The organism is Mesorhizobium sp. YIM 152430 (assembly GCF_029210365.1).
GTDB lineage: Bacteria > Pseudomonadota > Alphaproteobacteria > Rhizobiales > Rhizobiaceae > Aliihoeflea.
Genome location: NZ_JARGES010000018.1, coordinates 465,901 through 480,013, shown reverse-complemented (window position 1 = coordinate 480,013; position 14,113 = coordinate 465,901). Strand labels below are relative to the sequence as shown.

The window sequence follows — 14,113 nt, the reverse complement described above, 5'->3', positions numbered from 1 at the left end:
TTTCGCAATCCCTTTCCGAGGGGCCCGGAAATCCTATCTGTTGGGAACCATGAACCCGCATCAATTGCTGATCCCGCGTCCCGAAGGCCTCTATTGCCCGCCCGGCGATTTCTTCATCGATCCAGTGCGTCCGGTCGGGCGCGCGCTGATCACGCACGGCCATTCGGACCATGCGCGGCCGGGCCATGCAAACGTGCTGGCAACGCCGCAGACGCTCGACATTATGGGCATCCGGTATGGCGAGCATTTCGCGGGCTCATCGCAGCCGATCGACTTCGGCCAAAGCCTCGACATCAAGGGCGTGCGCGTCTCGTTTCATCCGGCGGGGCACGTGCTCGGTTCGGCGCAGATCGCGGTCGAAAAGGACGGGCTGCGGATCGTCGCCTCGGGCGACTACAAGCGAAGGCCGGATGCGACGGCGCAGGAATTCGAGCCGGTCGAGTGCGACGTCTTCATCACCGAGGCCACCTTCGCCCTGCCCGTCTTCCGCCATCCCGACGACAAGGCGGAGATCGCGCGGCTCCTGAAATCCGTCCGCCAGTTTCCCGAACGCGCGCATCTCGTCGGCGCCTATGCGCTCGGCAAGGCGCAGCGCGTCATCAAGCTCATTCGCCAGGCGGGCCATAACGAACCGATCTACATCCATGGCGCGCTACAGAAGCTGTGCGACTATTATCAGAGCCAGGGTATCGACCTTGGCCCGCTCGAACCGGCGACGATCGAGCGCGGGTCGAAGGCGCAGTTCGCCGGCGCCATCGTGGTCGGCACACCGTCCGCCTTCGCCGACCGCTGGGCGCGGCGGTTCCCAGACCCCGTCGCCTCCTTCGCCTCGGGCTGGATGCGGATCCGGCAGCGGGTGAAGCAGCGCGGCGTCGAACTGCCGCTGATCATTTCGGACCATTCCGATTGGGACGAGTTGATCGCCACCATTCGCGAGGTGAAGGCGGGCGAGGTCTGGGTGACGCATGGCCGCGAGGAGGCGCTGGTGCGCTGGTGCGAACTCAACGGCATCAAGGCGCGGCCGCTGCATCTCGTCGGCTATGAGGATGAGGCTGAATAGCATGATCCCGAAAAATGGATTCCGGTTTCCGGGCAAGATCATGCGAGGAAACTGATGGACCGCTTCGCCGAACTGCTCGACCGGCTGCTGATCACGTCCTCGCGCAACGCGAAGCTGACCTTGATGCAGGACTATTTCCGCGAGGCGCCGGACCCCGATCGCGGGCTGGCGCTGGCGGCGATCACCGGCAATCTTTCCTTCAACGCAGTCAAGCCCGGCGTCTTGCGCGCGCTGATGGCCGAGCGCATGGACGAGACGCTGTTCGCCTATTCCTACGACTATGTCGGCGATCTGGCCGAGACGGTCTCGCTGGTCTGGGGCATCGATGCGGAGGTGGAAGCGATCCCCGGCGGGGTGTCGCTTTCCGAAGCCGTCGAGCGGCTTCATTCGGCCAGCCGGTCCGACGCGCCGAAGGTGCTCGCGGGCCTCCTCGACCGGATGGAGACGGCGTCGCGCTTTGCCGTGCTGAAGCTCGTCACCGGCGGCCTGCGCGTCGGCGTTTCGGCGCGGCTCGCAAAGCAGGCGCTGGCCGATTACGGCAAGGTTCATGTCCACGAGATCGAGGAGTTATGGCACGGGCTGGAACCGCCCTATCTCAGCCTCTTCGCCTGGCTCGACGGCAAGGGCGAGAAGCCGGTTCACGCCGCGCGGGCGATGTTCCGGCCGGTCATGCTGTCGAATGCGGTGGAGGATTCCGATCTCGCCCGCATCGAGCCGGGAGACTACGCGGCCGAATGGAAATGGGACGGCATTCGCGTGCAGGTCGTCTGCGAGGACGGCGTGGCGCGGCTTTATTCGCGCACCGGCGACGATATTTCCCGCACCTTTCCCGACCTTCTCGGTGCGATGGATTTCGACGCCGCTATCGACGGCGAATTGCTGGTCGGCGCGCCGGGCGAGACCACCGGCACGTTTTCCGACCTCCAGCAGCGGCTCAACCGCAAGGTAGTGACGCCAAAGATCCAGAAGCAGTTTCCCGCCTTCGTGCGCTGCTACGACCTTCTCCAGCTTGGCGACGAGGATTTACGCAGGCTGCCTTTCGCGGAGCGCCGGCAGCGGCTCGAAGCGTTCGTGGCGACGCTCGATCCGTCCCGCTTCGACCTCTCGCCCCTGGTCGATTTCACCGCGTGGGATGAACTCGACGCCATGCGCCAGTCACCTCCGCATCCGGTGATCGAGGGGGTGATGCTGAAGCGGCTCGACTCGACCTATGTGCCGGGGCGACCCAAGGGGCCGTGGTTCAAGTGGAAGCGCAATCCCTACACGGTCGACGCCGTGCTGATGTATGCGCAGCGCGGGCACGGCAAGCGTTCGAGCTTCTATTCCGACTATACGTTCGGGGTGTGGACCGGGCCGGAGGACCAGCCGGAACTGGTGCCGGTGGGCAAGGCCTATTTCGGCTTCACCGACGAGGAACTGAAGCTTCTCGACAAATATATACGCGACAACACGATCGACCGGTTCGGGCCGGTGCGCTCGGTGCGGGCGGAACCCGATCATGGGCTCGTCATCGAGGTCGCCTTCGAAGGGCTCAACCGCTCGACGCGCCATAAATCGGGCGTCGCGATGCGCTTTCCGCGCGTCTCGCGGCTCAGATGGGACAAGCCGGCCGGCGAGGCGGACCGGCTGGATGTGCTGCTGTCGATGCTCGAGGGCTGATCAATCCGCCGCGCGCATCCGGATCGACAGGATGTCCACGCCCCGTCCCTCGCCCGAAACGTCCGTGTTGATGGCGATGGTCGCGGATCTACCTGCCGGCGCATCGGCGAGCGCGACTTCGAAGAGGTAATCCTCCTGCGCCGTGCCAACATCATATCGCGTGCGCCCGCAATTGCCCAAGGCGCCGAAATCGCACTCGACGGACATCTGCGTCGCCTCGCCCTCGATGCCCCGCGCGAGGATGTTGAAAACCACGCGCTGCCCGGCGAAGCGCTCGAGAAGATTTTGCGCGACCGTGAAAGCGATCGGGGCGCCGGAGGCGTCCGAGCGAATCCGCAGATAAGCACCCGTTTCATCCTCGATCGCTTCGGCAGACGCGCCCTCGGGCGGGGAGACGAGTTGGATGTCCTCGGGGCGGAAGATCGTCGTCCATCCCGCCTCGGCATTCGCACCGTCGGCGGAGAGCGGCGGTGGACCGGACTGGCCCCGTCTCTCATTGATGGCGGCTTCGATCTGGCGCATGTCGCTGCCGATGAAGTGGCCGAAATTGGCGTAGGCCCACCAGAGGCCGGTGCCAAGCACCACGAGAATGACAACCCCGGTCAGAAGCGACAGGACGCGTCCGCCGCCACGCTTCTTCTGCTTGCGCGAAGACCGCGACTGGTCGAGTCTGACGGGCCGGCGCGCGCGCGCAGACGTTTCCGGCTCAAGACGCGGCGCCGAATCAATCGCTGCCGAGCCTCGCTCGGCGCGAAGCTCGGGGACGACAAGCGGTGCAGGCTGAGGCGAAAACGAGACGTCAGCAGCCGGCTCCGGCGCCAGAGCCGGCACATACTCGGTTTCGATGGCCTTGACCGTCGCCTGCAACGTCTTGCGCCGCTTGATGGCGTTCTCGACGGTCAGTTCGGGCTTTTCCTTCAGCGACCGGTCAAGCGCGGCGAAGGCCGAGCGATAGACCCTTTCGCGGAAAGCCCGGTCGTCCGAATTTCCCTTGGCCAGGGCTCGTCTGATTGCTTGCTCGATCCCGTCCAAGCGGCACCCTTTTTTGTTTACCGATCATTGACCATGATCGTTGCGACATCGTTAAACGTCCGCGTTGCGAGGTTCAATGCCGCAGCGCCCCGCATGTGACCGAACGACGCTCGGCGCGAAAGCGGCCGCGGCCTGAAAACCGGTTTCCACTTTTAGGTTCGATGCTTTAGTAATGACGTTTACGCAAACGTCAAATTTTCCAGCGGAGGACCCGAATGGCGCTACCCGACATCCTGAAGACCAATCTGCGCATTCCCGTCGTCGGCTCGCCGCTGTTCATCATCTCGCATCCGCCACTCGTCCTCGCCCAGTGCAAGGCGGGCATTGTCGGCTCCTTCCCGGCGCTCAATGCGCGTCCCGCCTCGCAACTCGACGAGTGGCTGGCGCAGATCACCGAGGATCTCGCGGCGCATGACACGGCGAACCCGGAGGCGAAGGCCGCTCCCTTCGCCGTCAACCAGATCGTCCACAAGTCGAATACGCGGCTGGAAGAGGATCTGGCGCTGTGCGTCAAATACAAGGTGCCGATCGTCATCTCCTCGCTGGGCGCCGTCGAAGAGGTCAACCAGGCCGTTCATTCCTATGGCGGCATCGTGCTGCACGACATCATCCACGACCGCCACGCCCGCAACGCCATCCGGCGCGGCGCGGACGGGCTGATCGCGGTTGCGGCAGGCGCCGGCGGCCATGCCGGCACGCTTTCGCCCTTCGCGCTCGTTCAGGAAATCCGGCAGTGGTTCGACGGTCCGCTGCTGCTTTCGGGCGCGATCGCCAATGGGGGCGCCGTGCTGGCCGCACAGGCGATGGGCGCCGACATGGCCTATATCGGCTCGCCCTTCATCGCTACGCATGAGGCACGCGCGACCGACGACTACAAGCAGATGATCGTCGATTCCAAGGCGGCCGACATCGTATATTCGAATCTCTTCACCGGCGTTCACGGCAATTATCTCAAGGGTTCGGTCGAAAGGGCCGGCATGGACCCGAACAACCTGCCCGAATCCGACCCGTCCAAGATGAATTTCGGCGGCGACAAGTCGAAGGCATGGAAGGACATCTGGGGCTGCGGCCAGGGCATCGGCGCGGTCGATTCCATCGTCGGCGCGGCCGAACTCGTCGACCGGCTTGCCCTCGAATATGAGGACGCGAAGAAGAAGCTCGCCGCTTGAACGATCGTCCGGCGACGCACAGCCCGAAGGACGCGGCCGTGGCCGTCGGGTTGATGGTTCTGGCCTGCGCGCTTCTTGCGGGCACCACGCTCATCGCCAAGATGCTGGGACCTGCGGGCGGAGAAAACCCGCTTCATCCGTTCCAGATTTCGGCGGGTCGATTCTGCTTCGCAGCGCTCGTCCTGACGCCCTTTCTCGCGGCGTGGCGCCCATCCTTCGCCGGTACGCGATGGGCCAACCACGTCTTGCGGGTTCTGTTCGGCTGGGCGGGCGTCAGTGCGCTTTTTGCGGCATCCGGCCTGATGCGTCTCGCGGACGCCAACGCGATCTCGTTCCTCAACCCCGTCGTCGCGATGCTGCTCTCGATCCCGCTGCTCGGCGAAAAGGTGGGGCCGTGGCGTTGGGGCGCCGCGGCGGTCGCCTTTGTCGGCGCGATGATCATCGTCCAGCCGGGCTCGGCGGCCTTCCAGCCAATCGCGCTGGTGGCGCTCGTCGCCGCGATGTTCATGGGCGCCGAAGCGATCCTGATCAAGAAGCTCGCCGACAGCGAGCCGCCTCTGCGCATCCTTGCGATCAACAATTTCGCCGGCGCGGCACTGGCGGCGACTGCCGCAAGCTTCGTCTGGATCGCGCCGACTTCCGTGCAATGGATGTTGATGGCGACGCTGGGCGCAGCGATGATCTCGGTGCAGGCGCTGTTCATCCAGGCGCTGCGGCGAGGCGAGGCGAGCTTCGTGATGCCGTTCTTCTATCTGACGCTGATCTTCGCGGCGTTCTACGACTATGTTCTGTTCGCGGAAGTGCCGGCACTGGCAAGCTGGCTCGGCGCGGCGCTGATCATCGCAAGCGCGATCACCATCGCCTGGCGGGAACGGATCAATCGCCGGACGAGAGATTTCATGAAGTGAACGGGCGGGCGGCCCAAGCCGCCCGCGTCGCATTCAGCCCGCCGCCTTCGCTACGGCGCGCTTTGCCATCACCACCACCAGATTGGCGCGGTATTCCGACGAGGCGTGCATGTCGGACATCAGGTTGGAGGACGGCACGGTCGCACCGTCCAGCGCTCCGGCGGAAAAATCGGAGGCAAGCTTTTCCTCCAGTTCCTTCGCCCGGAAGACACCGTTTTCACCAGCGCCCGTAACGGCGACGCGCACGCCTCCGGCACCCTTGGCGACGAAGACACCCGTCATCGCATAGCGCGAGGCGGGATTGCGGAACTTCTCGTAGCCGCATTTTTCCGGCGCGGTGAACTTGACCGCCGTTACGATCTCGTCCTCTTCCAGCGCGGTTTCGAACAGACCGGTGAAGAAGGCGTCGGCCTTCACCTCGCGCTTGCTGGTGACGATGGTGGCGTCCATCGCCAGAAGCGCCGCCGGGTAGTCCTGCGCCGGATCGTTGTTGGCGACCGAGCCGCCGATCGTGCCCATATGGCGCACCAGCGGATCGCCGATATGGTTCGCCATGTAGTGCAGGGCCGGACAGGCGCTCTCGATCTCCTTCGACTGCGCGATGTCCGCATGGGTCGTCGCCGCACCGATCTCGACCTCGCGGCCGGAAACCCTGATGCCCTTCAAGCCCTCGACATGGCGCAGGTCGATCAGGTCGGACGGTGCCGACAGGCGCGTCTTCATGGCCGGGATGAGCGTCATGCCGCCCGACACATACTTCGCCTCATCCGCTCCAGAATGCAGCTTTGCGGCGTCTTCGAGAGACGACGCGCGGTGATAATTGGTCTGGTACATGTGCGCTCTCCTAGTGCCGCGTTGCCGCATTCAGCGCTGCCCACACCTTTTGCGGCGTGGCGGGCATCGACAGGTCGTTGTTTCCGATCGCATCGGTGATCGCATTGATGACGGCCGGCGGGGAGCCGATCGCACCGGCTTCGCCGCAGCCCTTGATGCCGAGCGGATTGCCGGGGCAGATCGTCTCGGTCATCGGCACCTGAAAGGACGGCAGATCGTCGGCGCGCGGCATGGTGTAGTCCATGTAGCTGCCGGTGACGAGCTGGCCGGTGGTGCGGTCGTAGGCTGCGCCTTCGAGAAGTGCCTGGCCGATGCCTTGAGCCAGACCGCCATGGACCTGACCCTCGACGATCATCGGGTTGATGACGCGGCCGAAATCGTCGGCGGCGACGAACTGCACGATCTCGGTCTTGCCGGTGTCCGGATCGACCTCGACCTCGCAGATGTAGCAACCCGACGGGAAGGTGAAGTTGGTCGGGTCGTAGAACGCGCCCTCCTTCAGCCCCGGCTCCATGCCGCCCGGCAGGTTGTGGGCGGTGTAGGCGGCCAGTGCGAGCTGGAACCACGGCACCGTCTTGTCGGTGCCGGCCACCTTGCACTCGCCGTTCTCGATGACGATGTCGCCTTCGTCGGCTTCGAGGATGTGCGCCGCGATCTTCTTGGCCTTGGCCTCGACCTTGTCGAGCGCCTTGACGATGGCCGACATGCCGACCGGGCCGGAGCGCGAGCCATAGGTGCCCATGCCCATCTGGACCTTGTCGGTGTCGCCATGGACGATCGACACATTGTCCATCGGCAGGCCGAACCGGTCGCAAACGAGCTGCGCGAAGGTGGTCTCGTGACCCTGGCCATGGCTGTGGGCACCGGTCAGGACCTCGACCGTGCCGACCGCATTGACGCGGATTTCGGCCGATTCCCACAGGCCGACGCCGGCGCCGAGCGAGCCGACGGCCGCCGACGGGGCGATGCCGCAAGCCTCGATATAGCAGCTCATGCCGATGCCGCGCAGCTTGCCGCGAGCCTTGGCCTCCTCCTTGCGGCGGGCGAAACCGTCATAGTCGATCGCCTTGGTGGCGGCGTCGATCAGCGCGCCGAAGTCGCCGGAATCGTAGTTCATGATCACCGGCGTCTGGTAGGGGAAGGACTTGATGAAGTTCTTCCGGCGCAGTTCGACCGGCGAGATTCCGAGTTCGCGCGCGGCGGTTTCGACCAGGCGTTCCACGACATAGGTCGCTTCGGGCCGGCCGGCGCCGCGATAGGCGTCGACCGGGCAGGTGTGCGTATAGACCGCCTTCACGTTGCAGTAGATCGCCGGAATCTCATACTGGCCCGACAGGAGCGTGGCGTAGAGATAGGTCGGCGTCGCGGACGAGAAGAGCGACATGTAGGCGCCGAGATTGGCGATCGTGTCGGCGCGCAGCGCGGTGATCCTGTGATCGGCGTCGAGCGCGATCTCGGCCGTCGTCACATGATCGCGGGCGTGGGCGTCGGTCAGGAAGCTTTCCGAGCGATCCGCCGTCCACTTCACCGGCACGCCGGTCTTCTTCGACGCCCAGAGGCAGGTGATCTCCTCGGGGTAGATGTAGATTTTCGAGCCGAAGCCGCCGCCCACGTCGGGCGCGATGACGCGCAGCTTGTTTTCGGGCGCGACATTGTAGAACGCGCTCATGACGAGACGCGCCACATGCGGGTTCTGCGAGGTGGTGTAGCAGGTGTAGTGGTCCTCGGCCTTGTTGTAGTGGCCGATGGCGGAGCGGGGCTCGATCGCGTTCGGGATCAGGCGGTTGTTCAAGATGTCAAGCTTGACGCGGTGAGCCGCCTTGCCGAACGCTTCCTCGACCGCGGCCTCGTCGCCGAGTACCCAGTCGAAGATCAGATTGTTCTCGGCTTCGGGATGGACCTGGGGAGCGCCGGGGTCCATCGCCTTTTCCGGCAGGATGACGGCTTCGAGTTCTTCATAGTCGACGTCGACGACCTCGGCGGCATCACGCGCCTGGCCCCTGGTTTCGGCGACGACGATCGCAACCGCATCGCCGACATAGCGCACCGTATCGGTCGCCAGTGGCGACCAGGCGCCCATTTTCATCGGCGATCCGTCCTTCGAATGGATCATCCAGCCACAGATGATGTTGCCGATGCCGTCCGTCTTCATCTCGGGACCGGTCAGGACGTCGATGACGCCCGGCATCGCCCGCGCCGCCTCGACATCGATGCCGCGAATGCGCGCATGGGCGTGCGGGCTGCGGACGAAGGCCGCGAACTTCATGCCGGGGACGACGAAATCGTCGGTATAGCGCCCGGCGCCGGTGATGAACCTCTTGTCTTCCTTGCGCGCCACACGGGCGCCAATGCCTTCCATACCCATTTTCAGTACCTCCTCCGGTTACCGAACCGAGTGAATTTTCAAAGGATCGGGCCGGCGGTCAGGCCGCCTTGGTCTCGCCCGTTCCGGCCATCGTCTTCGATCCCGACAGGATCGCCTGGACGATGTTGTGATAGCCGGTGCAGCGGCAGATATTGCCCTCGAGATCGTTGCGGACGGTCTTCTCGTCCAGTCCTTCCGGATGGCGACGCACCATGTCGACGGCGGTCATGATCATGCCCGGTGTGCAAAAACCGCACTGGAGGCCGTGATGCTCCTTGAAAGCGGCCTGCATGGGATGCAGTTCGGCGCCGGGGGCGAGGCCCTCGATCGTGGTGATCTCAGAGCCGGACGCCTGGGCGGCGAGGATCGAGCAGGATTTGATCGCCTTGCCGTCCATGTGAACCACGCAGGCGCCGCATTGCGACGTGTCGCAACCGACATGCGTGCCGGTCAGACCCAGATGCTCGCGCAGATAATGGACGAGCAATGTCCGGTCCTCCACATTGCCCGAGACCTTGCGGCCATTCACGACCATAGAAACGTCCGACATGCGTTATCCCTCCACTTTTCCGATCACGCCCAGGGGGCCTAGGCAAAAACCTTAGCGCAGCTTGGTCAGGAGTCCACAGCCGCAGCAAGGACTTACGACCTTCGTTGCATCACATCGACGGCACCGGAGCCACGCCTTGCGGACATTTGCGCCGGGGCCGATCGCGGCTCTCGAAATTCCGCGCGGGGTGCTTGAATTTGCCCGCCGATGGCGATATCAAGCGCTCACTTTCGAGGCGTCGGTCCGACCGTCCGGCTTCGACGGGCCGCTTTAGCTCAGTTGGTAGAGCACATCATTCGTAATGATGGGGTCAGGTGTTCGAGTCACCTAAGCGGCACCAGTTTTTTTCTCCCTTTCTTCGTTCGCACCTCTCGCTGAAGAGGCCGCGGAAACGTTCGATCCCGCGGCCCCCGACGCGTCACGGCTTGGGGCGTACCGCGTCCGCTGTTCCCTGAATGAAAGCCACGATCTGCTTGATCTCGGCCGCGGTGAGTTTGCCTTCGAAGCTGGGCATTCCGCCGTCGACGAAAGCGCCGCTCAACAGGAGATCGGGCGCGCCTTCGAGCATGGCGGCATCCGAGAAGCCGAGATTGGGGATGTTGCCGCCATTGTTGACGCCCGGAACGCCGTGGCAGAACAGGCAGTTGGAGACGTAGAGCGCGCCGCCCGGCGCGATGTCGTCGGGGCTGTAGGCGACGCCTGCGACGAGTTCGGCCGGATCGTTCTCCACCATTTCGGGCATTTCCGCGGTGCCACCAGCCTTGAACGTATAGACCTTGCCGGGGCCGATCGTATCCGTCGCGCGCTGGGACAGGCCATAGACGCCGCCCCAGCCGACCGCGACCGAGACATATTGCTCGTCATCGATCATGTAGGTGACGGGCGCGGCGACGACGCCGGAGCCGACCGGCGTCTGCCAGAGCATTTCGCCGGTCGCAGCGTCATAGGCGATGAAGCGGCCGTCGGCGGTGCCCTGGAAGACGAGATTGCCGGCCGTCGTCAGCGTGCCGCCATTCCACGGCGAAACATGCTCGGCGCGCCAGACCTCCTTTTGCGCGACCGGATCCCAGGCGAGCAGATGACCGAAGGGCGTCGCGGTCGGCTGGGTCGTGTTGAAGAGATAGCCGAGGTTCCAGCCGAGATTGGAGTGGGCGCGTCCGGGCAGGTGCTCGTTGAACACCCAGTCGGGATCGTGCTGCTGGACGAGCGGCACGCCCTGCGCGGGGATGTAGACCAGACCCGTTTGCGGGTTGAACGACATCGGGTGCCAGTTGTGCGCGCCATAGGCGCTCGGCACCTGTTCCCAGCTATCCTCGCGCGAGCGCGCGGCCGGGTTCTCGATCGGGCGCCCCTCCTCGTCATAACCTTCGGCCCAGGTCACCTCGACGAATTTCTCGGCCGAAATGAATGAGCAGTCGGTTCGGTCGACGACGTAGAAGAAGCCGTTCTTCGGGGCGTGCAGGAAGACCTTGCGCTCCTCGCCCTCGATCTCGAGGTCAGCGAGGATGATGTGCTGTGTCGAGGTGTAGTCCCAGCTATCGCCGGGCGTTTCCTGATAGTGGCAGACATAGTCGCCCGTGTCCGGGTCCAACGCGACGACCGACGCCAGATAGAGATTGTCGCCGCCGGCGGGGCTGCGCAGATTGGCATTCCAGGGGCTGCCGTTGCCGGTGCCGACATACATCAGGTCGAGTTCGGGATCGTAGGCCATCGAATCCCACATGGTGCCGCCACCGCCCGCTTCCCAATACGGAACCGAGGCGTCCCACGTCTCGGCGGCCTTTTCCATGCTCTCGTTCTCGAACGGCTTGGACGGATCGCCCGGCACCGAATACCAGCGCCATTTTTCCTCGCCCGTTTCGGCGTCATAGGCGGTGATGTAGCCGCGCACGCCATATTCGGCGCCGCCATTGCCGATGATCACATTGCCCTTGTAGACACGCGGCGCCCCGGTGATCGTATAGGCCATGTCGCGGTTTTCAATGGTGTCGACCATCCATTTGCGCTCGCCGGTGACGGCGTCGATCGCGTGGAGGTTGCCGTCGAAGGCGCCGACATAGATGACACCCTCATGCAGCGCGACGCCGCGATTGACGACGTCGCAGCAACCTTTTGACGCGTGTTCGCGCGGGACCTCCGGGTCGTAGCGCCAGATCTCCTCGCCTGACCGCGCGTCGAGCGCGTGGACGACGCTCCACGATGCGGTGACATACATGATGCCGTCGACGACGATCGGCGTCGCCTCCACGCCGCGGCGCGATTCGAGGCTGGTCGCCCAGGCGAGGCCAAGCTCGCCGACATTTTCCGCATCGATCGCGTCGAGCTTCGAATGGCGCGTTTCCTGGAAATCGAGGCCGTGGGTCAGCCAGTTGCGCGTGGTCTCGCGGTTCTTGATGATCGCTTCGGCATTGACGCCGGCGACGGCCTGCGAAATGGCCTCGGGCGTCAGCGTCTGGGCAATGGCGGCCGAGGCCAACAGCATCGAGACTGCTGCTGCGGTCGCCGGAATCCGGCTACGTGGCATCTGCTCCTCCCGTCGTTGCGGCGAGCGACGGATGGTCTCCTCCCAAAACGTCATCGCCGATCACAAGCTAGAATCGCAATTCGCGCTTGGCTTGGATTTTTCCGCCAAAGCGAAGGAAAGCGCCTGCCGCGCGGCCCACGACGAAAGTTCCATCGCCGGCGCTTGCATCGAGGCGTTGCACGGCTACACTTCCCCAGCGGAAATCTGGGAGGAGATCCGAGTGCATTTCGAAGAGTGGGATGCGCGATTGCGCACCACATGCGGCAATTATTACGGGGTGCCGGGCGCGCGGCAGCGCGAAGTCAACGGCTATGTGCGCAGCTTTTCCCTTTGCGGGCTCGATGTGGCGGATTTCGCTTGCGACCTCGACCAGATCATCCGCACGCGAAAGGGCATCCAGCAGGACGACAGCGAGTACATTTTTCTGCTGCTGCAATTGAAGGGCAACTCGCGAATCGATCATCGCGGCCGGCACGAAACGCTCGATCCAGGCGAATTCTACCTGCTCGATTCCACCTGCGAGGCTTCAATCGGCTATGGCTGCCGGGACGCGCAGTTCATCTCGGTCCACATGCCGCGCGGCTCGTTCCTGCTGGAGGCGGACGACCGGCTGGACATCGGGCGCAAGCTCGGCGCCGCCCATCCGATGCACGCGGCCATGCAGGCTTTTTTCAGTGCGGGGCGAACCGCACTTGCAAGCCAGCGGACGCGAGGCGATCCGCGCTTCCTTTACGATCTGACGCGCATGGCGTTCACGCCGGGGGACGGCAGCATCGATGCCGCTCGTGCGAGCAGCCGCGAAAATCGCTTCGCGCTCGCAGTTTCTCTGATGGAGCGCAACCTGCATCGCGCCGACATGTCGCTTGGCTGGCTGGCGCAGCGCATCGGCATTTCGGAGCGCCAGTTGCAGCGTGATTTTCTCGACCAGGGAACGAGCTTCGTCCGGCTCCTGCGGCAAAAGCGCCTCGCGCTTGCAGCCGAACTCCTACGACGGAATCGGCGTGGCGCTGCGCTTCCCATCACCGACATCGCCTTCGGCGCCGGCTTCAACGACATCTCGAATTTCAACCGTGCATTCAAGGGCCGTTATGGATGCGCGCCGAGCGAGTATCTGCATTCGCACCCCAATTGATGCCATGGAAAAGGGGCGATCCGAAGACCGCCCCCAAGCTCCGCCGTCTCGATGGCCTTAGCTGTAAGGCGACGAGCAGGCCCGGCGCGGGCCGCTATAAGGCTGGAACGTGTTGTCCGAAGCGCGGTACGAACGGTACTGGCTGTAGCACCAGTCCACATGCGCCTGCGACAGGCGACCAGGCTGGACAACGACCGTGCGCGAAGGCTGGCTCACGGCACCGCCGACGATAGCGCCGGCAACAAAGGCCGCAGCCGGGAACCAGAAGCCGTTATGCTGACGGTAGCCGGCACGCCGCTCGCGGTAACCGCGATGGCCGTTATAGTAGTGATAGTTGCCCTGGCGATAGAAGCCCCGTTGCGCCGCCCGCTGGTTCTGGCGGCGGTCGATACGCCGATCGATACGGCGATCGATGCGACGGTCGTCACGGCGGTACTGAACATCGATGACGTTCGACGTGCCGGCACCCGCATCAACGGCGCGGATCAAGGCCGGCGACGCGCTCGCAGTCACGCTCGTTGCAGCGACACCAGTGAATGCCATGGTCGTGGCGCAGATAATCGAAAGAACTTTCCTCATCTTCCAAACTCCTTTTGTCCTCAAAGACGCCTGAACAGAATGAAGGTTCCCACATGAACTCAACGTGAACCGCTTCATGACATTTTGGTAAGGTTGGACATGCAGCGGATCAGCCATTCTCTACTGAGAATTTCTCGTCGCCATGCCGTCTTCATGTCACCTGAAAACAATCTAGACTTTTGGCAAATTATTTCCGCAACGTCATTTACGCTGTGTGATCAAAGCGTTTTCGCCCGCTTCCCATATCGAAAACGCTCTCTTATGGTACGCGCCAATCGCGGGAGGCGGGAAAAGGCCACTG

Annotated in this window: 11 protein-coding genes and 1 tRNA gene; 6 read left to right on the top strand and 6 right to left on the bottom strand. The window is 64.0% G+C overall.

Features of this window, described 5'->3' with window-relative positions; genetic code table 11:
- Nucleotides 1-49 precede the first annotated feature (49 nt).
- Nucleotides 50-1,060 carry a ligase-associated DNA damage response exonuclease gene (locus PZ895_RS04790; protein WP_275837951.1) on the top strand — a complete coding sequence of 337 codons (1,011 nt, stop codon included), beginning with the start codon at nucleotides 50-52 and terminating at the stop codon, nucleotides 1,058-1,060.
- Between the two features lie 54 nt (nucleotides 1,061-1,114).
- Entirely contained in the window at nucleotides 1,115-2,719 is a 1,605-nt protein-coding gene (locus tag PZ895_RS04785; protein ID WP_275837840.1) for a cisplatin damage response ATP-dependent DNA ligase, read from the top strand.
- Here PZ895_RS04785 and PZ895_RS04780 read toward each other — a convergent pair whose 3' ends face one another.
- Nucleotides 2,720-3,751, bottom strand: a complete 1,032-nt coding sequence (locus tag PZ895_RS04780; protein WP_275837839.1) for a hypothetical protein — start codon at nucleotides 3,749-3,751, stop codon at nucleotides 2,720-2,722.
- A 215-nt stretch (nucleotides 3,752-3,966) separates the two neighbouring features.
- Between PZ895_RS04780 and PZ895_RS04775 the strand changes: the two genes are divergently transcribed.
- The gene (locus tag PZ895_RS04775) at nucleotides 3,967-4,920 is read left to right on the top strand and encodes a nitronate monooxygenase family protein (RefSeq protein ID WP_275837838.1); all 954 of its coding nucleotides are present in this window, start codon (nucleotides 3,967-3,969) and stop codon (nucleotides 4,918-4,920) included.
- The gene (locus PZ895_RS04770; protein ID WP_275837837.1) at nucleotides 4,917-5,828 is read left to right on the top strand and encodes a DMT family transporter; all 912 of its coding nucleotides are present in this window, start codon (nucleotides 4,917-4,919) and stop codon (nucleotides 5,826-5,828) included. The genes PZ895_RS04775 and PZ895_RS04770 overlap by 4 nt, the downstream gene beginning before the upstream one ends.
- A gap of 33 nt (nucleotides 5,829-5,861) precedes the next feature.
- On the opposite strand, the gene PZ895_RS04765 is transcribed toward PZ895_RS04770, so the two are convergent.
- Genes PZ895_RS04765 through PZ895_RS04755 form a run of 3 tightly spaced genes read right to left on the bottom strand, consistent with a single transcriptional unit; the run spans nucleotide 5,862 to nucleotide 9,577 of the window.
- On the bottom strand, nucleotides 5,862-6,662 hold the full coding sequence (locus PZ895_RS04765; RefSeq protein ID WP_275837836.1) for a xanthine dehydrogenase family protein subunit M: 801 nt from the start codon (nucleotides 6,660-6,662) through the stop codon (nucleotides 5,862-5,864).
- Nucleotides 6,663-6,672: 10 nt separating this feature from the next.
- Nucleotides 6,673-9,027, bottom strand: coding sequence for a xanthine dehydrogenase family protein molybdopterin-binding subunit (locus tag PZ895_RS04760; protein ID WP_275837835.1), 2,355 nt, complete (start codon nucleotides 9,025-9,027; stop codon nucleotides 6,673-6,675).
- A gap of 58 nt (nucleotides 9,028-9,085) precedes the next feature.
- The gene (locus PZ895_RS04755; RefSeq protein WP_275837834.1) at nucleotides 9,086-9,577 is read right to left on the bottom strand and encodes a (2Fe-2S)-binding protein; all 492 of its coding nucleotides are present in this window, start codon (nucleotides 9,575-9,577) and stop codon (nucleotides 9,086-9,088) included.
- 264 nt (nucleotides 9,578-9,841) lie between these two features.
- Here PZ895_RS04755 and PZ895_RS04750 point away from each other — a divergent pair.
- A tRNA-Thr gene (locus PZ895_RS04750) sits at nucleotides 9,842-9,917 on the top strand.
- Between the two features lie 78 nt (nucleotides 9,918-9,995).
- Here the strand turns inward: PZ895_RS04750 and PZ895_RS04745 are convergent.
- A complete protein-coding gene (locus PZ895_RS04745) occupies nucleotides 9,996-12,101 on the bottom strand; it encodes a PQQ-dependent dehydrogenase, methanol/ethanol family (protein WP_275837833.1) in 2,106 nt (701 codons plus the stop codon).
- Between the two features lie 220 nt (nucleotides 12,102-12,321).
- Between PZ895_RS04745 and PZ895_RS04740 the strand changes: the two genes are divergently transcribed.
- Nucleotides 12,322-13,233: a helix-turn-helix domain-containing protein gene (locus PZ895_RS04740; protein ID WP_275837832.1), complete on the top strand. Its 912-nt coding sequence runs from the start codon at nucleotides 12,322-12,324 to the stop codon at nucleotides 13,231-13,233.
- Between the two features lie 57 nt (nucleotides 13,234-13,290).
- Here the strand turns inward: PZ895_RS04740 and PZ895_RS04735 are convergent, their stop codons facing one another.
- Nucleotides 13,291-13,812 carry a BA14K family protein gene (locus PZ895_RS04735; RefSeq protein WP_275837830.1) on the bottom strand — a complete coding sequence of 174 codons (522 nt, stop codon included), beginning with the start codon at nucleotides 13,810-13,812 and terminating at the stop codon, nucleotides 13,291-13,293.
- Between the last annotated feature and the right edge of the window lie 301 nt (nucleotides 13,813-14,113).